Below are 24,772 nucleotides of genomic sequence, written 5' to 3'. Positions count from 1 at the left end.
TATAAAAGCCTCTCGGAAAAGGGGAATGTTATGTGAGTGAGGCAGTCGGTAAACGAAAAAACAGAAAGAAATTTACAAAAGACCAATGGACGGCATTTGCATTTTTGTTGCCATCCATTATTCTGATACTTGTTTTTGTATATGGTTTTATCGCATGGACCGGATATGTTTCTGTTAGTAACTGGAACACGTTGACACCGGACTTTTCTTTTGCCGGATTGAAAAATTATCTCTTTTTATTCCAGGATTTCCGGTTTCAGGCTGATTTACGGAATACCATATTTTTCACGATTTTCTTCATTGGACTAGTAATTGTCATGGGACTTGGACTCGGGATATTGATCGATCAAAAATTGAAGGGTGAATCGTTTTTCCGCAATATCTTTTTGTTCCCGATGGCGTTGTCGTTTATTGTTACGGGTGTTGTCTGGCAATGGCTGCTGAATCCATCGACAGGGTTTAACCAGTTCCTGAAGTTTTTCGGCATTACCCCGAAATGGTATACGGATACCAATATTCTGGCCGGCTTTGAATGGGGAAGCATCGAATTCGGGGTGCCGGTGGCAATTATCGCTGTCGTCATTGCCGCTGTTTGGCAGATGACGGGCTTTTCACTTGCGATGTATTTGGCAGGTTTGCGTGGCATCCCGGATGAACTGCGTGAAGCAGCAAGAATGGATGGCGCCAGTGAGTTTCAGATATATCGGAAAGTGGTTATTCCGATGCTGATGCCGATTACGGTAAGTGTCATTATTATTATGGCGCATATTTCCTTGAAAATTTTTGACCTGATTTATGCAATGACCGGTTCCGGTGCTAATTTTGTTACGGATGTTCCTGCTGTCTACATGTTTGAAACAACGTTTAAAGGACATTATTATGCAAACGGTGCTGCGATTGCCATTATCATGCTGCTTTTAGTAGCCGTATTTATTGTTCCTTATTTATGGAACAGCAGAAGGGGTGGTCAATAATGACGGCATTCCCGGTTTGGAAAACGATAAAATATGTAGTGTTAATCTTTTTTGCCATTTTGTTCCTGATGCCTGTTTACGTCATTATTGTAACGAGCTTAAAACCACTGGATGAAGTATCATTGGAACATATGTGGGCCCTGCCGACGTCCATCAATTTTAACTCGTATATTCAGGCAATTAAGGAACTGGCACCCAATTTTATGAACAGTGTTTACTTGGTCATTCCGGCAACACTGTTATCTGCATTACTGGGTGCAATGAATGGGTATGTGTTATCAAAGTGGAAGTTTAAGGGATCGGAAACGCTTTTTACGATAATATTATTTGGCATGTTTATTCCGTATCAGAGTATTCTGATTCCGCTGATTCAGTTTTTGCGTACCATCGGGCTGTACGATACGATTGCCGGGCTTGTGCTTGTGCACGTTGTGTATGGGCTGCCGATTACAACGTTAATGTTCCGTAACTTTTATGCAAGCATCCCGGATCAGATGATTGAGGCGGCTAAAATTGATGGTGCCAGTTTTCTTGGTGTGTTCAGACATATCATGGTTCCACTGTCGATTACCGGATTTGTCGTTGTGGCCATCTGGCAGTTTACGAACATCTGGAATGAGTTTTTATTTGCTGTAACGGTGACAACAAATGAAAATCAGCCGGTGATGGTCGCACTGCAGAATTTATCCGGCAGCCAGATTGTACAGTGGAATGTGCAAATGGCCGGTGCGGTTGTTGCGGCATTGCCGACGCTGCTTGTATATATTATACTCGGTAAATATTTTGTTCGAGGGCTGCTGGCTGGTTCGGTGAAGGGGTAGTTTTTTGGGCAGCTAAGAAAGTATAAAATCCTTTCTTACTGCATAAGTGCAACTATGGCTGTCACCTAAAGGCTTGGTGACAACCAAGTTTTCTAAGCGGAATACTGATAGAAAGGTGGAAGTTGCTGATAGATTGATAAAAACCGCATGTTTGGCGCCGATGGAACTGCCGCAAGCCATAAAACTCCGATCTCCGTATGAAGGATCGGAGTTTGGTGTGCTTATGCAGCTTGTTATGATACTATAATTTTAGACATTTACTACAGAATGGTGGCGATCAGATGATATACAATGAACCGATTTTTTTACAGCCGGTATTACAGGAACGTATATGGGGCGGAAGCAAATTGAAGACGGACTATAACTATGACATCCCTTCCAATCAAACCGGCGAGGCGTGGGTCATTTCCGCGCATCCCAATGGTCCTAGTGTCATTGAAAATGGTCCGTTGCAAGGGCAGACACTGGCAGATGCATGGAACGAGCATGGCGAACTATTTAATAAAGCAGCGGACAACCTTGAAGCATATCCGCTGCTTGTTAAATTACTGGATGCCAATGCAGATTTATCTGTGCAAGTACATCCGGATGATGCCTATGCGCGTGAGGTGGAAGGGCAGCCGTATGGAAAAACAGAATGCTGGTACGTGCTGGATGCGGAGCCCGGCGCGGAACTTGTGTTAGGCCATCATGCGTCAAACGATGAGGAATTGAAGCAAATGATCGATAGTGGAGAATGGGACAAGCTGCTAAGACGTATAAAGGTTGAACCGGGAGATTTTGTTTATGTGCCAAGTGGTACGATTCATGCGATTGGCAAGGGAATTGTTATTCTGGAAACCCAGCAGAGTTCGGACATTACGTATCGTGTGTATGATTATGACCGGATGGATGCGGAAGGTCGGAAGCGGGAATTGCATTTGGAGAAGGCGAAAGAGGTGACTTCGGTTCCGCACCGGGATTTTCCTAGCATGTCTGAGGAAGTCGTCACGGGGGATATGAACATAAAGAAATTGGTTGAAAACGATTATTTTGCGGTAAGCCACTGGAATTTGGACGGGCATGCACATGTTGAGTTAACAGAGGATTTTTTGCAGGTCAGTGTGATTACAGGCAGTGCGGAGATAACGGTTGACGGACAAGCTTATCCTATTGAAAAGGGAAATCATTTTATTTTACCGAATGGGGTAAAGGAATATGAGCTTAATGGTGAGGCGGAGCTTATTGTGTCGCATGTGTGATTTCAATGGTGACAAATTTAGGGTAGTGGGGGATGATTAATTTGGTGAAACCCAGAATCGGTATGGTAGGACTGGGTGGTATTGCTCAGAAAGCGTATTTGCCTATTCTTTCAAACGAAACAGATTGGACGTTTACAGGTGCATTTTCGCCCAATGAAAAAAAGAGAAAGGCAATCTGCGGCCAGTATCGCATCCAGGACTTTGGCAGTTTACAGGCATTGGCCCAGGTGTGTGATGCTGTGTTTGTACACAGTTCCACTGTATCACATTATGAAGTGGTTTCGGAACTGCTTCATAAAGGACTGGATGTATATGTTGATAAACCACTGGCTGCATCCATCCAAGACGCGGAAAAATTGGTCGAGTTAAGTGAAAAAAAGGGACGAAAGCTTATGGTTGGATTCAATCGTCGTTTTGCGCCAATGTATGTGCAGGCAAAGGAAAAAGCGAATAATACAGCATGGGTACGTGTTGAAAAACATAGAACGGATAGTGTCGGCCCTTATTCTTATGGGTTTACCATGTTGGATGATTATCTTCACTTAGTTGATACAGCGCGTTGGCTGGGGGACGGGAATCTTCGTTTGCTTTCTGGAAAAATTCATACGAACGATGAAAATCAACTTCTATATACACATCATACATATGAAACATCCCAAAACTTGGCTTTTACAACAGCTATGCATCGAAAAGCGGGAACGAGTTTGGAACAACTGGAACTGGTAACAAACGGAAGAATTATCCGTGTAAAGAACATGAATACAACGGAAATTGAACAAGATAATGCCATATCAACAACATTTTCCGCTTCATGGGACTCCTCCGTAAAGCAGCGGGGTTTTGAAGGGGCAGTCCAGCATTTCATAGATTGTATCCAAAATGATAAGCAACCCGTTGTTGATGGAATGGAAGGGTTAAAGTCACAGTTAGTTGTTGAGCAAATGTTAAGCAGTAATGAGATAAATGTATATTAGTTGATGCATATAATCCGCTCCGGAAATATACTTCGCTTTCACTTTCGAGCATAAGTGCGACATCAGCTCAATAAATTATTTTCCTATAAGCAGCCGCTGGTTTACAAAAACCGGCGGCTATTTACATGTCGAAAGTGCATGTCCACCTTATCATTATTTTATATAGTAACTATTTCCTATAATCAACGGAAATACATTGTGTCTTCATGAAAGCGTTTTTAATTTATAATGAAATTAGTCTTAGATAAACAAACCAAAGGGAGGAACTATTATGAAGCAAATTTTATTGGCATGTTCATCAGGAATGTCTACAAGTCTATTAGTTAAAAAAATGGAGGAGGAAGCTGAAAACAGAGGGATTGAAGCGAAAATTTGGGCAGTCGCGCAGGACAAGGCCGTTAAAGAACTTGAAAATGCGGATGTGCTTCTGATCGGACCACAAATGCGATTTATGAAGAAAAAATACGCCAAAACGGCTGATGAAATGGGTACACCACTTGATGTGATTGATCCTGTTGCGTATGGGCGTGTTGATGGAAAAGCAGTTCTCGATCATGCCCTCAAACTGATTGACGGTTAAACTTTAATAGGGGGAGAGTATAATGAACAACAAGTTCATGGAGTTTCTTGAAAATATGTTGATGCCAATTGCGGATAAAATGAACAACAATCGGTATTTGACCGCATTGCGTGACGGCTTTATGGTAGCATTGCCGTTAATTATTTTTGGTTCTATTTTTGTTGTCCTGGCAAATTTGCCATTTTTGGATAAATTGATTGGTGAAGATGCCTTTGCCGCCTATCAGAGTGCACTAGGTCCGGCATCTGCTGCAACACTTAGTATAATGGGTGCTTTTGTTATTATAGGAATAGGCAGCAAACTTACTGAATCGTATGATATAGAGGGGATCTATGGAGGTGTTGCGGCTTTAGCGGCATTTCTTATTCTGACACCACAGCAATTTGAAGGTGTTTCTGGTGTCATTCCAACCTTTGTACTTGGGGCAGAAGGGATGTTTCTTGGTATTTTCACAGCTTTCATTGCTGCGGAACTTTACCGGTTTTTTGTACAGAAAAATTGGACGATAAAAATGCCTGCTGGTGTCCCTGATGCAGTCTCCAGGTCATTTAGCGCTTTGATACCCATTACAATGACGCTTATCGTGTTCTTAATCATTCGGATTATTTTCAGTTTCACATCATTCGAAACGGTTCAAAATTTTATTTATACCATCATCCAGGAGCCATTGACTGCCTTGGGGAGCAGTTTGCCGGCGACCATTTTGGCGGTTCTCCTGATACAGGTGTTCTGGTTCTTTGGATTGCACGGACAAATCCTTATCAATTCGGTGTTTGACCCGATCTGGTATGCTTTGAATGACCAGAACCTTCAAGCATTCCAGGCTGGTACGGAATTGCCGAATATCGTGACGAAACAGTTTATCGATACGTTTATTGTCGGCATGGGCGGATCAGGTATGACGCTGGCAGTTATCATTGGTATCTTTCTGATTGGACGAAGCCGTCAACTGAAGGAACTGGGCAAGCTCGGTGGACCTCCGGGGATCTTTAATGTGAATGAGCCGGTTATTTTCGGTTTACCGATTATCATGAATCCGCTGGCATTGATTCCATGGCTTTTGGCACCGGTTGTTATCACACTTATAACGTACTTTTCAATGGCGACAGGCCTGGTGCCGAAACCAGCTGGAATTATTGTTCCCTGGACGACCCCGGTTGGATTGAGTGGATATCTGGCTACCGGAAATGCCTGGCAGGGGGCTGTATTGCAGTTTTTTAATATGTGTGTTGTATTTGCGATATGGTGGCCATTCCTGAAAATACTTGATAAAAATTATTATGAATCTGAGAAAAAAGAAGGGAACAGTGAAGCGAGCTAACCATCATCACATAATGGTCTTGTTTTCTGCAGCAGGGCCTTGAAAGCTGGTATCGGAAAATTTATCGTCTTCAGGGGTGAAAACATATGGAAACGAACACGAACACTATAACAGAAACCGCATTCCAAATAATCTTATATGCTGGCAACGGAAAATCCAGTGCAATGGAAGCGATACAGGAAGCAAAAGAAGGGAACTTCAAGAAGTCGGATCAACTGATGGAGAATGCAGGTAATGAGCTTAATAAAGCCCATGAATTTCAGACGACGTTATTACAGGGGGAGGCCAATGGCGATGAATCATCATTAAACCTGATGCTCGTTCATTCGCAGGATCATTTGATGACGTCCATGACCGTTCGCGATCTTGCGGTTGAAATTATTGAAATCTATCGAAATAAAATCGAAAGGCGGTAATTGTGAATGACAAACACGTATTCATTTCCAAACGGATTCTGGTGGGGAAGTGCTACATCCGCCACTCAAATTGAAGGTGCTGCAGGCGAGGGTGGCAAAGGAAAAAATATATGGGATTATTGGTATGAAACTGAGTCGAATCGATTTTTTGATCATGTCGGACCGGAGACGACCTCGGATTTTTACCATCGCTATAAAGAAGATATAAGACGAATGAAGGAAATCGGTCATAATACATTCCGGTTGTCGATTTCATGGGCACGTCTGATTCCCGGCGGCAGTGGTGAGATTAATCAGGAAGCTGTGACATTTTACAATCATGTGATCGATGAGTTGCTGGAAAATGATATTGAACCGTTCGTCAATCTGTTTCACTTTGATATGCCGCTGGAATTGCAGGAAAAAGGCGGATGGGAAAACAGGGAAGTTGTGGAAGCGTACGCCAACTATGCAGGTGAATGTTTCCGTCTGTTTGGTGACCGGGTAACGAAATGGTTCACGTTCAATGAGCCAATTGTACCTGTTGAAGGCGGTTATTTATATGATTTTCATTATCCAAATGTTGTCGATGCAAAACGGGCATTTCAGGTTGCCTACAATACAATGGTTGCGCATGCCAAGGCGGTTGACGTTTTCCGCAAACATGAGGTGCAGGATGGTCAAATCGGGATTATTCTTAATCTGACCCCATCCTATCCAAGGAGTAATAATCCTGCAGATTTGAGGGCATCACGGATAGCTGACCTGTTTTTCAATCGGAGTTTTCTGGATCCGGCTGTTTTGGGGGAATACCCGCAGGAACTGATGGATATTTTGCATGAACACGGGCATTTGCCGCAAACGGAACCAGGTGATTCGGAATTGTTGAGGGCAAATACGTCAGATATGTTAGGTGTCAACTACTACCAGCCGCGCCGTGTGAAGGCAAAGGAGAATTTGCCGAATCCGTATGGACCGTTTATGCCGGACTGGTTTTTCGACATTTATGAGATGCCGGGCAGAAAAATGAATCCATATCGCGGTTGGGAAATCTATGAAAAAGGTATTTATGACATTATGATCAATTTAAAAGAGAATTACGGTAATATTCCATCATTTATTTCGGAAAATGGTATGGGCGTGCAAGATGAAGAACGGTTTATCGAGAATGGAGAAATTCAGGATGATTACCGTATTGATTTCATCCGCGAACATCTTAAATGGCTGCATCAGGCAATTGAAGAAGGCTGCAATGCCAAGGGCTATCATCTTTGGTCGTTTATGGATAACTGGTCCTGGATGAATGCCTATAAAAATCGCTATGGCTTTTTCTCGGTTGATTTGGAAACAAAAGAACGGACAGCCAAGAAAAGTGCATATTGGTTCAAATCCGTTTCTGAGAACAATGGGTTTTAGGAAAGGATATCACGAAAGCCAGCTTAGGAATTAAAACGTTTCGATGATAAGGGGAAAAACATGATGCTGAATGCCAGAATGAAACATATATTGCAGAAATTAATGGCAATAGAATCGCCAATAACGGGTGCGTATCTGGCTAATGTTAATCAAGTTACCGCACGGACGACCAGGAATGATGTGAAGCATTTGAACGCGATTGTATCGGAATATGGTGCTGAAATCCATACGGTTATGGGGAAGGGCTATCAGCTGGAAATCATAGATGAAGAATTGTTCCGGCATTTTCTCAGGGATATTTTTAATGAAGAAGCGCCATATGACAGCCTTGTTCCCAGTATGCCGGAAGAACGGATGGCATATTTGATTAAACGATTTTTACTCAGTAACAGTTATTTAAAAATGGATGATTTGGCTGACGAAATTTATGTCAGCAAATCAACCATTCAAAACGATTTGAAGTATGTTAAGGAAGTATTTGCTGATTACGACATCTATTTGGAGTCCAGGCCCAATCATGGTTTGAAAGTTATTGGTGATGAACTGAAACTGAGGTTTTGCATGTCGGAGTACGTCTTTGACCGGAGTGATGAAATAAGCGACAAACTGCCGGCTGATCTCTTTCCTTCTTTTCATAAAAAAGATATGGATCATGTGCTTGGCATCATTGTAGATGAAATCAAAACACATGACATTACATTATCCGATATTGCGATTAACAATCTATTGATTCATATTCTTATTGCGTATAAACGGATTAAGGATGGGTACCATATTTCCCTGTATTATGCGGATTTTGAGGAAATTGCAGAACAGAAGGAATTTCAGGTGGCCGGACGGATTGTGAAGAAGGTTGAACATGTATTACATGTAACATTTCCGGAAGAGGAAATTGCGTACGTGGCGATTCACTTACTTGGAACAAAAATGGTATCCGTAACGGGCATGCGTGATGAAAAAAGCATCGACAAAGTCATCAATCCTGATACCTATCAGCTGGTCGGCGCTATCCTGGATAAAATAGAAGAGAAAATGAATTTGAAAATAAAACGTGATAAAGAATTGACCATTGCGCTCGGTTTGCACTTGAAGCCTGCCATTAATCGTCATAAATATGGAATGAATATCCGGAATCCGATGCTGGAGGAAATCAAACGGAATTATCCGCTGTCCTATGAAGCTGGGATAATCGCTGGACTGGCGATTGAAGAACATACCGGATCCGGAATCAATGAAAATGAAATTGGTTATTTAGCGCTGCATATCGGGGCCGCCATGGAGCGGCGTAAAATGGAGACAGCCCCGAAGCGCTGCCTGATTGTCTGTGCATCCGGATTAGGAAGCGCCCGCCTGCTGTATTATAGGATTAAGTCTAAATTTGAAGGAAAACTTGAAGTCGTCGGTACTACGGAATATTATAAATTGAAACAATGTGATGTAACTAAAATTGATATGATCATCAGTTCCGTTCCGATACCTGAGGAATTTTCCGTACCGGTTCTGGAAGTGAATTCGGTTCTTGGCAATCAGGATATCGAGCATATTGAAGCGTTTATTATTGAAAATGAACGATCTATTTATGATTATTTTCAGCCGGAATTGCTCCATTTAAGAAAGGATTTCAACTCCAAAGAAGCTGTACTGCGTTTTATGTGTGACTATTTGGAGGAAAAATCAATGGTTGATCCAACTTTCCTGGATAACCTTTATGAACGGGAAAAGTTTGCCACAACCGCGTATGGGAATTTAGTAGCTATCCCCCATCCGATTTCACCCGATTCGGATGAAACCTTTTTATCTGTCTGTACATTGAAAAACCCAATTAGCTGGGGAGATAAACCAGTTCAATTCGTATGTGTATTGAGTGTCAAACGAAACAGTACGGAAGATTTGCAGTCCATGTATGATCTTCTTGGAAAAATCATTGATAGCCCATCCATTGTGCAGAAACTGATTAAAACAGAATCGTATGAGGAATTTGTCAACGTGTTATTGCGGTGAGGGCAAGCTGTCAGGTTTGATATATATGGGCCGGCAGCTTGTTTTTGGTATAATGAAAACGATTAGGGTGGAGGGGTGACAAATGCTGATAGGCGGTATCGAAGCAGGCGGAACGAAATTCGTTTGCGCTGTCGGTGATGATCATGGAAAAATTGTTGATAAAATCACGATTCCTACAGAAGGACCTGATGAAACATTTCAGGAAGTGAAGAAGTTTTTTAAAACGTATCCGATCGAGGCATTGGGGGTTGGCAGTTTCGGCCCGATTGACCTGAACACAAAACATGAAACATATGGAACCATTTTGAACACACCAAAGACTGAATGGAAACACTATGATTTGCTGGGGCGTTTGAAGGCCGATTTCCCGATTCCGGTTTATTTGGATACGGATGTAAATGCGGCGTGTCTGGGAGAATACTTATATGGCGCAGGAAAGAATGCCGACAGCACTTTATACATAACTGTTGGTACAGGAATTGGCGCCGGATTTGTTTATCAGGGAAGCACGTATCAGGGAACAAGCCATCCCGAGATGGGGCACATATTCATTGAGAAGCGTGGCGATGACCGGTTTACAGGAAGCTGCCCCTACCATGGCAGCTGTTTGGAAGGATTGGCTTCAGGAACGGCGATTGAAGAGCGGTATCAAGTACGAGGCGATTTGCTGCAGGAGAATGAGACTGTCTGGGAACTTGAAGCACATTATCTGGCCCAGGCGATTGTGAATTATATTATGGTTTTATCCCCTGAACGCATTATTCTCGGCGGTGGTGTTATGAAGCAGGAGAAATTGTATGGAATGATCCGGGAAAAAGTTCGGGAGATGGTCAATGATTATGTTGCGATTGATGATGTTGAAGAATTGATTGTGGCACCGGAGTTGGATGATGAGCAGGGGGTTAAGGGTGCTATTGGATTGGTTTTTAGAGATGAAGATGTATAAGGTTACGGGATGACTCCAGTATATTATTACTGGAGTTGTTTTATTTAGGTTGAAATTATAAAGGTGTGAAATAATTCCGATTTGAAAACGAAGGAAGTTACATATCCACTACCTTTTGATAGCGGTTACAATAAAGATGTAGCGAGGTGAAGGTAATGCTGAGTCCCCGGCAACGGAATATCATCAATCATATGCTGCAGGACAAAGGATTTATCACAATTAAAAAGCTTGCAGGTATTTTTCAAGTTAGTGAACGTAGTATTCAATACGATCTTGAGACTATTGAGTACTATGCTGAATCACTTGAGGCCCAGGTGATTCGGAATAAACGGTTAGGTGTGCGATTAATTGCTTCACCAGCACTTGAACAGCAATTTTCAGATGACAATGAAGACAGTTCACTACACGTTCATTTATCGCCTGAAGAGCGCAGAGAAAAAATCCTTATCACTTTATTTGAGACGCTGAAACCTGTGAGTTCCAATCAATTTGCAACGTTATTGTCTGTTTCGCGTCGCACAATAGTGGATGATCTGAAGGAAGTGCAGAGCTGGTTATTCGAGCATGGGCTGGATCTGGAATATTTACAGAATAAAGGATTCCGAATCAAAGGAAGTGAGAAAAGCTTTCGGGAATCGTATGTGGAAGTATTGACCCAGCATTATCAGTCAGGAGTTTTTCCTTCTGAACTGCAATTTTTAAGTTCCAGTGAGATTGCCTTGATTAATCGTTCAATTGATCGTGCATTGGATGGAAAGCAGCACAACATTGTGCAGACAGCAAGGGATGGATTGGTCTTTCATTTAGCGATTACCATTCACCGGATTCGGAACAATTTTCAAATAAACATGCCTGAACAGGAATTGGCAAAAATGCGTCGTGAACCTGAATTTGGGGTTGCAAAACGTATTCAGCAGGCGGTGGAAGAAAAGTTTTCATTGGAATTTCCAGAATCTGAAACCGGGTATATTACACTGCATTTGCTCGGGGCTAAACCGGCTGACCTGGAACCTTCTGAGGATATACAGGAGCACAATACGCTTACGGATACGTTGAAAACCTTTATAAGGCATGTCAGTGGTTATATGGGTGTAGATTTGAATAATGATTTACAACTGTTAAAAGGCTTAACGGTTCATTTAAAACCTGCTATTTACCGATTGCGATTTAATATGCGCAATGAAAATCCTTTAAAACAGGAAGTGCAGAAAAGCTACCCTAATATAATTGCTGCGGTTCAATCAAATGTAACCCTGCTGGAAAATGCTTTTGGCGTTCACTTTAATGAAGATGAGCTGGCTTACATTGCCATGCATGTTGGTTCGGCGATTGAGCGTAAATTTGAGAAAACCCGGTATGAGTTGAGAGTTGTGCTTGTTTGTGCAAGTGGAGTGGGGACATCACAGTTATTAAAAAGTAAAATTGAGAACTACTATCCTGAACTAAACGTGTACGATTCATTTTCCGTTTATGATATTGAGAACGATTATTTTGCAGCGAATAAGATTGATTTGGTCATCTCAACGATACCGACGCCTGAATTTCCTGTACCAGTAGTCAAAGTATCACCTTTTTTGACGAAAGAAGACCGTAATAAATTGAATTCTATATTGAATTCGGAGCGTGAAAAAGCAATTGAAAAAGGCTTGTCAAGTGGACCTGCATTAAATGAATTATTATTGGCAGATTCCGTAAAGTGGAATATCGAAGCATCAAATGTGGAGGAAGCACTCCGGCAAAGTGTTAAGCCACTAATTGCGAAAGGGATTGTCACTGACGAATATGAAACGGCCATTATCGAGCAGTTCCGTGTTAATGGGCCATATATGGTTATCGATAAAGGAGTTGCACTTCCACACGCAAAACCGTCCACTGGTGTGCGTGAACCGGGATTCAGCTTTATTCGACTTAAACATCCAGTGACATTCGGGCATTCTGTAAATGATCCAGTCTTATTTGTGATTTGTCTGGCTACAACCGATGCGCATATCCATTTGAATGCTCTCCGCCAACTTACCATCATGTTACAGGATCATGATGGGATGGAACGATTATTAAATGGAGATGAACATATGCTTCTTGAACAGGTGAATCAGGTAAGTCAACTATGAGATAAGAAGAGGTGAAAGAACTTTTGCTTAACAATGTATTAACGGAAGACAAGATTCTGCTTCAAAATAACGTGAAAAATTGGGAGGAAGCTATCCAAATAGCTGCCAAACCACTGGTGCCTGAATTTATCAAACAAGACTATGTGCAGGCAATGATTGAGAATGTAAAGGAACTCGGACCATATATCGTTATTGCGCCTGATATAGCGATTGCACATGCCAGACCCGATGGCAACGTTCATAAGGTAGGGTTAAGTTTATTAAAGCTTGATGAAAGTATTAATTTTGGAGAAGACAGTCATTATGCAGCGCTGGTGTTTGTGTTGGCGGCTGTTGATAATGAACAGCACTTGGATTTGTTATCCGAATTGGCAAATGTATTAAATGACAGTGAGAAAGTGAGCCAAATTAAACATTGCTCATCTTCAAAGAAAATTGTGAATATTATTAGTAAAACTCATAAGGAGGAATTTTAAATGAAATTTTTAGTAGTGTGTGGTCACGGATTGGGAAGCAGTTTTATGGTTGAAATGAATGCAGAACAGGCTTTAAAAGAACTAGGTGCTCCAGACAATGTAGAGGTCGATCACAGTGATTTAGGTTCAGCGGCTTCCGACATGGCAGACATTTTTATTACAGGAAAAGATCTGGAGGATAATGTAGCCAGTCTAGGAGAACTGATTGTGCTGAGTAATATCTTGGACAAAGATGAATTGAAAGGTAAGCTTAAAGCGAAATTGGAAGAAAAAAATATTATTTAAAAGGGAGTGACAAGTTATGGATGCACTATTATCCATTTTAGTTGATATTCTCAGTCAGCCTGCTGTATTGGTTGCCATCATTGCTTTTATTGGACTTGTTATGCAGCAGAAGTCAGCGGCTGACGTAACGAAAGGGACAACGAAAACGCTCCTCGGTTTTATCGTGTTAAGTGCTGGTGCGGGAGTTGTATCAACTTCATTAACCCCATTTGGAAAGATGTTTCAGGAGGCTTTCGGTGTACAGGGAGTTGTTCCAAACAATGAGGCAATTATTTCAATTGCACTGGAGAATTATGGGTCAACTGCTGCATTGATCATGGTTTTTGGCATGCTTATAAACATTTTTATAGCACGTGTTACGAATCTGAAATATATTTTTCTGACAGGTCATCACACCTTTTATATGGCTGCTTTCTTAGCAATTATTCTAACAGTGGCCGATTTAAATGGCACGATGCTGATTGTAGTTGGATCAATTGCTTTAGGGCTGATTATGTCAATGTTTCCTGCTATGGCTCAGCCGGCAATGCGTCGGATTACCGGAAATAATCAGGTTGGACTGGGGCATTTCGGAACAATCAGTTATATTTCATCAGCTGGAATCGGAATGCTTTTTAAAAAAGGATCGAAATCTACCGAGGATATTAATTTCCCTAAAGGATTGAGTTTTCTTAGAGACAGTTCTGTAAGTATTTCTCTTACAATGGTAGTTATTTATATTATTGCAGCGTTATTTGCTGGTCACACATTCGTTGAAGAAAATCTAAGTGGTGGTACGAACTATATCGTGTATTCGCTTATCCAGGGTGTGACATTTGCTGCCGGGGTGTTTATTATCCTTTCCGGTGTACGGTTAATCTTGGCCGAGATAGTACCGGCATTTAAAGGGATTTCCGAAAGACTGGTTCCAAATTCCAGTCCGGCACTGGATTGTCCAATTGTTTTTCCGTATGCACCTAACGCAGTATTAATTGGATTCTTTTCCAGTTTTATAGCTGGTGTTATCGGAATGTTTGTCCTGTTTATTACGGGCGGTGTTGTCATACTGCCAGGAGTTGTACCGCATTTCTTCCTGGGTGCTACATCGGGGGTGTTTGGTAATGCCACTGGCGGTGTAAAAGGAGCGGTGTTCGGTTCATTTGTGAATGGTATAATCATAACCTTCCTGCCGATTCTATTTTTGCCGCTGCTCGGTGATCTCGGAAATGCAGCCACAACATTCTCCGACACAGACTTCCTGGTTGTAGGAATTGTATTAGGCAACATCGGAAAATTCCTTGGTCAATTTGGTATTATCCTAACAATAGTTGCTGCAGGTGTTATCGCTATTTTGGTCAAAGCAAAAGTTGGAAAGCGACAGCCTGAATAAAATAAAACTTCATGATACGGGTGGTATGATGTCGCAATAATCATTTATCTGATGATTGCTGTTTGCCACCCAATTTTTTTAAATTCATACAAAAGAAAGGGGAATATCTGTGAATACTTCCGTTTCATCTATTTCCGAATTGTCGATTAATACGATAAGAACGTTAACATTGGATAGTGTGGAAAGGGCTCAACACGGGCACCCTGGTATGCCGATTGGGTCTGCTCCAATGGCATATACGCTATGGAAGCAATTTATGAATATCAACCCAAGTGATCCAAATTGGTTTAACCGAGATCGCTTTATTTTATCAGCGGGACATGGGTCAATGTTATATTACGCACTGTTGCATCTAGTTGGTTTTGATGTAACCATTGACGATTTGAAAGGATTCCGTCAATTGGGAAGCAGAACACCTGGACATCCTGAGTTTGGAATGACTCCCGGTGTTGAAGTTACAACCGGCCCACTAGGCCAGGGTTTACCTTCTGCCGTTGGGATGGCGCTGTCAGAGAAATACCTTGCAGCAACCTATAACAAACCTGACATGCCAGTGGTCGATCACTATACGTATGTTATATGCAGTGATGGGGATTTAATGGAAGGTGTATCCTATGAATCAGCCTCATTTGCCGGCCATATGAAACTGGGAAAACTAGTTATGTTATACGATTCAAATGGGGTAAGTTTAGATGGCGATTTGGATGCATCGTTTTCTGATGATATTCAAAAGAGATTTGAATCGTTGGGGTGGCAATATCTATATGTAGAAAACGGCAGAAATATTGAGGAAGTTGCGCAACAAATCAATGAGGCTAAACAGGAAAGCACAAAGCCTACAATTATTGAAGTGAAAAATGTAATTGGTTATGGACTGGAAGAAATTGAAGGAACACATAATGCTCATAGTGACCCGGTTGGACAAGAGGCGGTTGACAAAGCAAAAGCATTTTACAATTGGGATTATCCTGAAACATTTTATGTACCAAAAGAGGTATATGATGATTTCAGCAGTATACAGGAAAATGGCAATAAGAGGCAAAGAAAATGGGACAAGCTTTTCGATCGATATAAAGTAAACCATCCTCAAGAAGCTGAAGAGCTATCACGGATTATGAAAGGGGAGCTTCCCAAAGTTTGGGATGCCGGCTTTACAGAATTTAAAGTTGGGGAAAAGCTAGCCACCAGAGTTGCCGCCAGTGGTATTTTAAATGATCTTTCCAGCAGCTTGCCCGAATTAGTTGGCGGTTCAGCAGACCTTGTTTCTTCCAATAAAACCGTACTAAAACAATATGGTATTTTAAATAGTAATCATTACAGCGGCAGAAACATCTGGTTTGGGGTACGTGAATTTGCCATGGGAGCAATTGCCAATGGTATGGCATTACATGGATTGCGACCTTTTGTAAGTACATTCTTTGTCTTTTCCGATTATGTGCGCCCGTCGATACGGCTGGCAGCTCTTATGGGATTACCTGTTACGTATATTTTTACACATGATAGTATTGCAGTCGGTCAGGATGGCCCGACTCATCAGCCGATTGAACAATTAGCTTCCTTCAGAGCAATGCCAAATCTTACATTAATACGTCCGGCAGATGCTAATGAAACGAAAGCGGCATGGAAAGTGGCAGTACGAAAACAGGATAAGCCCACTATGCTGGTCTTGGGAAGACAGGGTGTACCTGTATTGAAGGAAACCGAGCTGCTTGCTGATTCAGGAGTTGGGAGAGGCGCTTACGTTTTATCAACTGCTAAACAGAGCCCAGAAGGTATTTTGATAGCATCAGGTTCTGAGGTTCACTTGGCGTTGGCTGCGCAATCAAAACTTGCTGAGGAAAATATTAACGTAAACGTGGTCAGCATGCCTTCGTGGGACATGTTTGAAGAGCAGGAGCAGGAATATAAAGATTCAGTGTTGAATCCAGTGTTGAAAAAGCGGCTAGTCATCGAACTTGGGTCAAAAATCGGTTGGAGAGAGTATGCTGGAGAAAATGGCAGCGTTATGAGCGTTGATGAATTTGGTGAGTCTGGTCCAGGCGAGGGGGTTGTAGAGAAATATGGGTTTACAGTAGATAAAGTGGTGGGGCGATTTAAGGAGCTTTAGGCAAAACCATTTTAATGTGTGTAATACAAAGAGTAGCCACTGCTGATTGATAGGGAATTAGCAGTGGTTTTTCGTGTGGGAATTAGTGTTATATTTGTCTGCGATTTTAGATATTAAAAACTCGGACTTTGTCCATGAAAAAGCCGAATGGAAAGGGTTTGAGAGACTTTCTTATACCTTAATGGAATCAAATGAAAAAGACAAAAAATTCATCTTAACCTTTTTGAGAAAAGGTAATATTATAAAATTGGTTACGGTTAGTGGGTTTGGACACGACAATATGGATTTCCGTGTCTCAGAAGACCAAAATTCATCAAATAAACTGCTTGAGTTAAAAAACGATTGAAGGATCGTTATAAATGATAATTTTAGGGTATAATATAAGTAATAAAAATAAGGGGGGAGAATATAAAATGTCAGTAACAAATGGTGTAATGGCACGGGGTGATTCAGAGATGAAAGCTGATAAATTTCATCACAGAGAAATCGTTTGGAATGACGTGGACACCAAATATACTATTCATAATGTTCCCTCTATCTTCTTTGATAAAGATGATTATTATTATACTTCGGAAGTATCCACAAAACTTATGGTATTAAAAGAACTAATGGAAGAGAAAAATATTCCAAATGAAATAGATTTTAATGACATTTCGGATATTAAGATTAATGACAGTTGAAAATGTCCGTTTGTTTCGGGAGTAAATGCAAAATAAAAAAAGAGGCCTATAAAAATGAACACTTGCTTCGTGCAGGTGTTCATTTTTGTTTGTTCAACCATTTTTTGTGAATGTTGCATTGTATTTGTATTTAAGCAGTTTATACTTTTCAATCTCTACATCTATCCTCTCTCTTTAAGAGAGAAAGCATCCTCATTGTTATTCATAAACGATTCTGATATAATTTAATATGAAATAGTTAGATATCTAATTAAATTCACAGTACAATAAAACTGAATATGTACAGGCAGCTAACAATGATTTTTTATAAACGCCAGTACTGCTGATATTTATTTTTTTCTCAAAGCAAGGTGTGAAAATTTCATAATAATTTTTCAAATAGAAAGGAAGGATTATATGAAGTTACAAGACAAAGTTGGAATCATAACCGGAAGTGCTTCAGGAATTGGCAGAGGTATGGCACTCGCGATGGCAAAGGAAGGTGCCCATATCGCCATTGTGGATATTAATGAGGAAAAAGGAAATGAAACACTTGCTGAAATCAATCAGTATGCGGAAGGAATGCTTTTCATAAAAGATATTTCCGTTAAAGAAAATGTGCGGGAAATTGTTACGGATGTTGTGGAGAAATTCGGCAGGCTGGATATTTTGGTGAATAATGCGCATGCCTCTAAACAGGCGCCTTTCGTTGAAACAACCGAGGACATGCTTGATTTATCGTTCAATACCGGTTTTTATCCAACCTTCCATTTCATGCAGGCGGCATACCCGGAACTGAAGAAATCGCAGGGTAAGGTTATAAATTTTGCATCCGGGGCTGGCATTGATGGACAGGCTACACAAACTTCTTACGCTGCTGCCAAAGAAGCAATTAGGGGAATTTCGCGTGTAACAGCTAATGAATGGGGACCGGATGGCATTAATGTCAATTTGATTTCCCCGATTGCTTTAACGGAAGGTGTGAAGGCCTGGAGTGAGAGTGCTCCAGAAATGTATGATGCAATGGTTAAAAATATTCCACTGCGCCGGCTTGGCGATCCGGAACAGGACATTGGCCGGGCAGCTGTATTCCTGGCAAGCAGCGATTCTGACTTTATAACCGGTCAGACGATTATGGTTGATGGTGGAACAATTAAATTACATTAAGGGGTGAGTTTGATGGGAAAATTGGATAATAAAGTGGCAATTATTACTGGCGGGGCTTCCGGAATTGGTGAATATATGGTTGATTTATTCAGCCGGGAAGGTGCGACTGTCATTGCTGCTGATATTAATGAGGAAGCACTGGAAGCAGCAAGCGAGAAAGAAAATGTCCATGGAATGAAACTAAATGTAGCGTCAGACGAGGAGTGGAAAGCTTTTGCCAAAAACGTGAAAGAACGCTTCGGCAGTATTGATGTGCTTGTCAACAATGCCGGAATTTCATCTGAAAAACCATACACCGACATTAATGTTGATGACTGGCAAAAGATGCTGACCATTAACGGATTCGGCCCATTTGCCGGGATGAAGCATATTGCACCATACATGGCAGAACAGGAGAAAGGTTCGATTGTGAACATCTCTTCGTACACGGCGCAAATCGGACAGGGCTTCAATCATTACTCTGCATCTAAAGGGGCAGTAAGAGCAATTTCCAAGGCGGCGGCAACGAACTTTGGCAACCAGGGTGTCCGTGTCAATGCATTGTTCCCCGGGATTGTGGAAACGCCGATGACAACAACATTAAGCACGTCAAAAGGTCTGCTGGATCAGCTTGTACAGGCAACACCACTGCAGCGGCTGGGCCAGCCTGAGGACATTGCTAAAGCAGCATTATTCCTGGCGTCAGATGATGCAGCTTTCATTACTGGTGCAGAATTGGTCATTGACGGTGGATTTTCAGCACAATAGTTTGTATGATAAAAAGAGCTCCTGACATGGTTGGGAGCTCTTACTTATAGAAAGCAGGGATTGATTGAATGGAAGAACCAACTATTTTTCAAATAATCAACAATATGGATAAAGTAACCAATAACCTGATAGTACAATGGAATAAAGTATTTGATGAAGATCTTGGCGTTTCTCATATTCTTGTTCTAGGTCATCTGATGGTACATGGCAACAGCCGGCCCTCTGATATTGCCAAAGAGTTGGGTCTGACTCCTCCCACCCTGACACATTTATCGGAAAAACTCGTACAGAAAAAATTGGCGCTACGAATCAGAGACGAATCTGACCGGCGTATTGTTAATTTGGGGATTACCGATGAAGGGATTGCAACTGTTCAACGGGCAAACCAAAAAGGGGTGGAGCTCCGGAAAAACTTGTTTGAGAAGCTGACCGAGGAAGAAAGAGAACAGCTGTTGTCGATTTATGAGAAGCTGGGTCGTTCGGTTTGAGTTGTGGGACTGGTTTCTTGTCTCAACTTGGTGGACAAGGAACCTGTCCCTCTGTTCCATTATAGCGAAGCTTCGCTGGGCAATGTCGGCGTTATTAAATCAATGTTTTTTTGTTTTAATCGGTTCGCAATATCTGAATCGACAGGGTTATCCGTGATTAGTGTGCTGATGTCTTCTGGGGTGGCAAATACAGCGCTGGATGATTTGCCAATTTTAGAACTGTCAACAATTGCTATGGTTTTGCTCGCTTTTTTAACCAGCTCTTTTTTTAATGACACTTCATAAAGATTAAAATCAGTTAATCCGTTTTCCACTGAGAAGCCATTACCGGATGTAAACAGGATATCTACATTTACATGATCCAAAATACTTAAACCTAATGTTCCTTCAATAGATGTGGAACGATTTGTGACGACACCGCCGAGCAGAATAACAGTGAGGTCCGGATTTTCTTTCAATTCAAGGGCTGTGAGCACCCCGCTGGTAACAACCGTTAATCGGATAGGCTGGTTTTTTATATAACGGGCTAATTCCAATGCTGTAGAGCTGGCATCCAATAAAATACACTGTTTTTCTTCAATAAACTTAAATGCTTTTTTTGCTATTTGTATTTTTTCTTGTTTATTTTTCTTTTCCCTGGCTGAAAAACTGGTCTCATTTTCCGATTCATCGTTAAGAATTGCCCCGCCATGTGTTCTGATCAGCAGTCCCTCTTCTTCCATTTTATTTAAATCTGTTCTAAGAGTTGCTTCGGACACCCCAATATGCAAAGCTAATTCTTTCACTGTAAACCGTTTTTTTTCATATAGGATATTCATAATTTTGTTTCTTCTTTCACTCACAAACATTTTCATAAACGTCCATCCTTATTTTTTATGTTACCTTTATGGTATTTCATTTATTATAATTTATCAATATTTTAACTTAATTTTTCATTTATTATTGTTTTTGTATACAAAATTATAATTTCAAAAGTATTTAAAAATATTATTGACAAAATAATAAGAAATGATAAAATACAAGAAAGTGAATGAAACCGGTTACAAATTTTCTTTGTGGTTGGTTTTTCATTTTTAATACGATGAAAAGGAGAATTATTCATGACTGAAACACTTGATAAACAGCATGATTACCTGAAGGTAGTTCCGGAAACGATGAAGGCAGTAGTAGCATATGGCCCGAAAGATTACAGATATGAAGAAGTGAAGACACCGAAGCTGGAGAATGATAAAGAGATACTCGTAAAAGTCGAAGCTTGTGGCATTTGCGCCGGAGATATTAAGGCTTATGACGGAGCGCCCAGTTTCTGGGGAGATGAGCAGCAGCCTGCCTACATAAAGGCTCCGATGATTCCCGGACATGAATTTATTGCGCGAATTGTGCAAAAAGGCGACGCTGTAACCGATTTTGAAATTGGTGATCGGGTGATATCCGAGCAAATTGTTCCGTGCTGGGATTGCCGATTCTGCAATCGCGGTCAATATTGGATGTGTGAAAAACACGATTTGTACGGTTTTCAAAACAATGTAAACGGCGGCATGGCAGAATATATGAAGTTCACCAAGGAAGCGATTAATTATAAGGTTCCTGAAGATATGCCGATTGAAAAGGCTATCCTGATAGAACCTTATGCCTGCAGTTTGCATGCGGTGCAACGTGCTCAAGTACAAATCGGCGATGTCGTTGTTTTATCCGGTGCAGGCACGCTTGGCCTTGGGATGCTTGGAGCAATTAAAAAATCCGGCGCCTCCAAAGTGGTCGTCCTTGATTTGAAAGAAGACCGGCTGGAACTGGCAAAACAATTCGGAGCAGATCTTGTTCTGAATCCAAGCGAAGTGGATGTTGTCCAAGAAATTAAAGATATGACGGAAGGTTACGGCTGCGACACGTATATTGAAGCTACAGGCCATCCGAAATCGGTGGAACAAGGACTTCATGCAATCAGAAAACTGGGACGTTTCGTTGAGTTCAGTGTGTTTGGAGAACCTGTCACGGTGGATTGGAGCATTATCAGTGATCGAAAAGAATTGGATTTATTAGGTTCCCATTTGGGTCCATATTGTTATCCGCTTGTCATTGAAGGTATTTCCAATGGTGATTTGCCAACAGACAATGTTGTTACGCACACACTGGATTTGCAGGACTTTGAAAATGGTTTTGAACTAATGAAGAAAGGCGAAAACTCATTAAAAATTGTTTTAAAACCATAATTCGTTCCATAAACAAGGGGGAAAGGATAGGATGAAGGATTTAACGCAGAAGGATTCGTCATTTTTAGATAGAATTGGTGTTCCTTCCCATTTAGCATGGGGATACTTTGGTGTCATGATTTTTATGATGGGGGATGGGTTGGAGCTAGCATGGATAAGCCCATACCTGGTTGATCAGGGATTGACGGTTCAACAGGCGGCTTTTTTAACAACGTGCTATGGCGTAACCATCGCGCTTTCAGCCTGGTTATCCGGTGTATTGGTTGAAGCGATTGGACCCAGGAAAACCATGTTGTCAGGGTTGATTTTATACCTCATTGGTCATTCCCTTTTCGTTGGCCTGGCTATTCCGACGCTGAATTACGGGTTAATGATTCCAACGTACGCAATCAGGGGCTTTGGCTATCCGTTGTTTGCCTATGCATTTCTGGTGTGGGTTACGTATCGTACACCGCAGCATCAGCTTGGTAAGGCTGTAGGATGGTTCTGGTTTGTATTTACTGGAGGCTTAAGTGTTTTAGGTGCTTATTATTCAAGTTTCTCGATAAATTTCTTTGGACATATTGCGACCCTTTGGACAGCGGTTTTGTGGGTGCTTCTCGGGGCATTCTTTGCACTGGTTGTTAACAAGGATAAGTTCGAATTAACTAAAGAAAAATCTGATGATTCTTCCAAATTCAAAGAGTTGCTAAACGGTATTACAATTGTGAAACGAAAGCCAAAGGTTGGTATTGCGGGTATTGTACGTGTTATCAATCAGGCTGCACAATATGCTTTTCCGTTATTCCTTCCCATTTATCTGGCGGATCAGGGAGTAAGTACAACCGTGTGGCTTAATATTTGGGGGACCATCTTTATATCCAATATTGCATTTAACCTGATCTTTGGATACATCGGGGATTCATTAGGCTGGCGGAATACTGTGAAGTGGTTTGGAGCATTTGGCTGTGGTATTTTTACCCTGCTCCTGTTCTATCTGCCGCAAATTTTTACTGGAAATGTGTTCGTGGTCGGCGCTATCGGGTTGCTTTGGGGAGCTTGCTTAGCGGGGTTTGTACCGCTATCAGCCCTTACACCTTCATTGGTTGGTGATGGTGACAAGGGAGCAGCGATGTCAATATTAAACTTGGGTGCCGGGCTTTGTGTGTTTGTTGGCCCAGCGCTCGTAACATTATTCTATGATTTGGTTGATACACAGGGAATGATGTGGATCCTTGGTGGTCTGTACTTTGCAGCTGCAATTATGGCCGGTTTTCTGAAGCTGCCGGAAGAAAGCCACAAAGAAAAAACAGCTGAAGATGGAGCGCATTCTGTGGTATAACCATTAGCTCTCTTAATTGAGAGCTCTTTCTCTGTGCTGGTAAGAAGGGGAAAATAAATGTATCGTCATGAAAAAGCCAGTCCAAGTATGCAACCTTTACCGGAACTAAATACACTGCAGGCTTAAAACGTATTATACGAGGAGTGGAGTCGATGAAGAAATTAATTAATGATCCGAAAAACGTCGTCGAGGAAATGGTGGAAGGCTATGTAAATGCACATCCGGATTACATAAGGCAATTGCCGGAGAATAATCGATCATTAGTTTCCGTGCGCGAGACAAAAAAAGATAAAGTTGGCATCTTGATTGGTGGGGGATCCGGGCATGAACCTGCTTTTATGGGATATGTAGGCGAAGGTATGGCGGATGGTGTTGCGGTTGGAAACATATTTGCTTCCCCTTCCCCGCAGCCAATTTTAGAGGTTACCAAAGCCATTGATAAAGGGGCTGGGGTTGTATATTTGTATGGAAATTACGCTGGGGATGTCATGAACTTTGGAATGGCTGCGGAAATGGCGGATATGGAGGAAGACATCGAAGTTGGAGCGGCATTGGCATCAGATGATGTAGCTTCTGCCCCTGTTGACGAGAAAGAAAAACGCCGCGGAATAGCGGGGGAATTCTTTGTTTATAAAGCAGCTGGTGCTGCAGCCGATTTCGGATACAAGTTGGAAGAAGTTGTGCGAATTGCTGAGAAGGCAAATGAAAATACACGCTCCATGGGTGTTGGGCTCACCCCTTGTTATCTTCCGCAAACAAACGAACCAAGTTTTCTAATCGATGAAGACGAAATGGAAATCGGCCTTGGTCACCATGGGGAGCCTGGAATCGAAAAGGGAAAGCTCGAAACGGCTGATCGTGTGGCAGACAGATTAGTAGAGGATATTTTAAATGATATGGACCTGGAAAAGGGAGATGAGGTGGCTGTCCTTGTAAATGGATTGGGATCCACTCCTAAAATGGATTTATATATTATTTATCGCAGGGTCGATCAAATCTTAAAGGAACAAGGAATCAAAATTTATCGTTCCTATGTAGGTAATTATATTACTTCTTTAGAAATGGGAGGATGTTCCATTACATTAATGAAGCTGGATGATGAGTTGACGAAAACAGTTGATCATGCTGTTGATTGTCCGATGTTCGTTCAAAAATAAGGAGGT

Annotated in this window: 24 protein-coding genes; 23 read left to right on the top strand and 1 reads right to left on the bottom strand. The window is 41.5% G+C overall.

Annotated features, from left to right (window positions below):
• Positions 1–32 precede the first annotated feature (32 nt).
• The 20 genes from ABD010_RS02775 (at position 33) to ABD010_RS02680 (ending at position 20,078) form a co-directional block, all read left to right on the top strand.
• Positions 33–974, top strand: a complete 942-nt coding sequence (locus ABD010_RS02775) for a carbohydrate ABC transporter permease (RefSeq protein WP_343810076.1) — start codon at positions 33–35, stop codon at positions 972–974.
• Complete coding sequence (locus ABD010_RS02770; RefSeq protein WP_343810074.1) at positions 974–1,795, top strand: carbohydrate ABC transporter permease; 822 nt, start codon at positions 974–976, stop codon at positions 1,793–1,795. The genes ABD010_RS02775 and ABD010_RS02770 overlap by 1 nt, the downstream gene beginning before the upstream one ends.
• A gap of 284 nt (positions 1,796–2,079) precedes the next feature.
• The gene (gene manA / locus ABD010_RS02765; RefSeq protein ID WP_343810175.1) at positions 2,080–3,036 is read left to right on the top strand and encodes a mannose-6-phosphate isomerase, class I; all 957 of its coding nucleotides are present in this window, start codon (positions 2,080–2,082) and stop codon (positions 3,034–3,036) included.
• Positions 3,037–3,077: 41 nt separating this feature from the next.
• Positions 3,078–4,010 (top strand): Gfo/Idh/MocA family protein, encoded by a 933-nt coding sequence (locus ABD010_RS02760; protein ID WP_343810072.1) that lies wholly within the window; start codon positions 3,078–3,080, stop codon positions 4,008–4,010.
• Positions 4,011–4,281: 271 nt separating this feature from the next.
• On the top strand, positions 4,282–4,590 hold the full coding sequence (locus tag ABD010_RS02755; protein WP_343810070.1) for a PTS sugar transporter subunit IIB: 309 nt from the start codon (positions 4,282–4,284) through the stop codon (positions 4,588–4,590).
• Between the two features lie 22 nt (positions 4,591–4,612).
• Complete coding sequence (gene celB / locus ABD010_RS02750) at positions 4,613–5,911, top strand: PTS cellobiose transporter subunit IIC (RefSeq protein ID WP_343810068.1); 1,299 nt, start codon at positions 4,613–4,615, stop codon at positions 5,909–5,911.
• 86 nt (positions 5,912–5,997) lie between these two features.
• Positions 5,998–6,327 carry a PTS lactose/cellobiose transporter subunit IIA gene (locus ABD010_RS02745; protein WP_343810066.1) on the top strand — a complete coding sequence of 110 codons (330 nt, stop codon included), beginning with the start codon at positions 5,998–6,000 and terminating at the stop codon, positions 6,325–6,327.
• 6 nt (positions 6,328–6,333) lie between these two features.
• Positions 6,334–7,722 carry a glycoside hydrolase family 1 protein gene (locus ABD010_RS02740; RefSeq protein WP_343810064.1) on the top strand — a complete coding sequence of 463 codons (1,389 nt, stop codon included), beginning with the start codon at positions 6,334–6,336 and terminating at the stop codon, positions 7,720–7,722.
• 60 nt (positions 7,723–7,782) lie between these two features.
• Positions 7,783–9,723: a BglG family transcription antiterminator gene (locus ABD010_RS02735; RefSeq protein WP_343810062.1), complete on the top strand. Its 1,941-nt coding sequence runs from the start codon at positions 7,783–7,785 to the stop codon at positions 9,721–9,723.
• 85 nt (positions 9,724–9,808) lie between these two features.
• Entirely contained in the window at positions 9,809–10,669 is an 861-nt protein-coding gene (locus tag ABD010_RS02730) for an ROK family protein (protein ID WP_390350898.1), read from the top strand.
• A gap of 155 nt (positions 10,670–10,824) precedes the next feature.
• A complete protein-coding gene (locus tag ABD010_RS02725; protein ID WP_343810058.1) occupies positions 10,825–12,780 on the top strand; it encodes a BglG family transcription antiterminator in 1,956 nt (651 codons plus the stop codon).
• Between the two features lie 23 nt (positions 12,781–12,803).
• Complete coding sequence (locus tag ABD010_RS02720; protein ID WP_343810056.1) at positions 12,804–13,256, top strand: PTS sugar transporter subunit IIA; 453 nt, start codon at positions 12,804–12,806, stop codon at positions 13,254–13,256.
• The gene (locus ABD010_RS02715; RefSeq protein WP_343810054.1) at positions 13,257–13,541 is read left to right on the top strand and encodes a PTS sugar transporter subunit IIB; all 285 of its coding nucleotides are present in this window, start codon (positions 13,257–13,259) and stop codon (positions 13,539–13,541) included.
• A 16-nt stretch (positions 13,542–13,557) separates the two neighbouring features.
• A complete protein-coding gene (gene ulaA, locus ABD010_RS02710) occupies positions 13,558–14,910 on the top strand; it encodes a PTS ascorbate transporter subunit IIC (RefSeq protein WP_343810052.1) in 1,353 nt (450 codons plus the stop codon).
• A 109-nt stretch (positions 14,911–15,019) separates the two neighbouring features.
• The gene (gene tkt / locus ABD010_RS02705; protein ID WP_343810050.1) at positions 15,020–17,017 is read left to right on the top strand and encodes a transketolase; all 1,998 of its coding nucleotides are present in this window, start codon (positions 15,020–15,022) and stop codon (positions 17,015–17,017) included.
• A 73-nt stretch (positions 17,018–17,090) separates the two neighbouring features.
• Positions 17,091–17,363: a hypothetical protein gene (locus ABD010_RS02700; protein WP_343810048.1), complete on the top strand. Its 273-nt coding sequence runs from the start codon at positions 17,091–17,093 to the stop codon at positions 17,361–17,363.
• Positions 17,364–17,430: 67 nt separating this feature from the next.
• Positions 17,431–17,697: a hypothetical protein gene (locus ABD010_RS02695; RefSeq protein ID WP_343810046.1), complete on the top strand. Its 267-nt coding sequence runs from the start codon at positions 17,431–17,433 to the stop codon at positions 17,695–17,697.
• A gap of 396 nt (positions 17,698–18,093) precedes the next feature.
• Positions 18,094–18,843, top strand: a complete 750-nt coding sequence (locus tag ABD010_RS02690; protein WP_343810044.1) for an SDR family NAD(P)-dependent oxidoreductase — start codon at positions 18,094–18,096, stop codon at positions 18,841–18,843.
• A gap of 12 nt (positions 18,844–18,855) precedes the next feature.
• Positions 18,856–19,590, top strand: coding sequence for an SDR family NAD(P)-dependent oxidoreductase (locus tag ABD010_RS02685; RefSeq protein ID WP_343810042.1), 735 nt, complete (start codon positions 18,856–18,858; stop codon positions 19,588–19,590).
• A gap of 68 nt (positions 19,591–19,658) precedes the next feature.
• Positions 19,659–20,078 (top strand): MarR family winged helix-turn-helix transcriptional regulator, encoded by a 420-nt coding sequence (locus ABD010_RS02680; RefSeq protein WP_343810040.1) that lies wholly within the window; start codon positions 19,659–19,661, stop codon positions 20,076–20,078.
• 59 nt (positions 20,079–20,137) lie between these two features.
• On the opposite strand, the gene ABD010_RS02675 is transcribed toward ABD010_RS02680, so the two are convergent.
• A complete protein-coding gene (locus tag ABD010_RS02675; protein WP_343810038.1) occupies positions 20,138–20,932 on the bottom strand; it encodes a DeoR/GlpR family DNA-binding transcription regulator in 795 nt (264 codons plus the stop codon).
• Positions 20,933–21,178: 246 nt separating this feature from the next.
• Between ABD010_RS02675 and ABD010_RS02670 the strand changes: the two genes are divergently transcribed.
• The 3 genes from ABD010_RS02670 (at position 21,179) to ABD010_RS02660 (ending at position 24,766) form a co-directional block, all read left to right on the top strand.
• Complete coding sequence (locus ABD010_RS02670; protein WP_343810036.1) at positions 21,179–22,288, top strand: MDR/zinc-dependent alcohol dehydrogenase-like family protein; 1,110 nt, start codon at positions 21,179–21,181, stop codon at positions 22,286–22,288.
• Between the two features lie 31 nt (positions 22,289–22,319).
• Positions 22,320–23,609, top strand: coding sequence for an MFS transporter (locus tag ABD010_RS02665; protein WP_343810035.1), 1,290 nt, complete (start codon positions 22,320–22,322; stop codon positions 23,607–23,609).
• Positions 23,610–23,761: 152 nt separating this feature from the next.
• Positions 23,762–24,766, top strand: coding sequence for a dihydroxyacetone kinase subunit DhaK (locus ABD010_RS02660; protein WP_343810033.1), 1,005 nt, complete (start codon positions 23,762–23,764; stop codon positions 24,764–24,766).
• The last annotated feature ends 6 nt before the right edge of the window (positions 24,767–24,772 follow it).

The sequence above is a fragment of the Virgibacillus siamensis genome (genome assembly GCF_039522605.1).
Taxonomy (GTDB): domain Bacteria; phylum Bacillota; class Bacilli; order Bacillales; family Amphibacillaceae; genus Lentibacillus; species Lentibacillus siamensis.
This window is presented reverse-complemented; position numbering and strand designations above follow the sequence as displayed.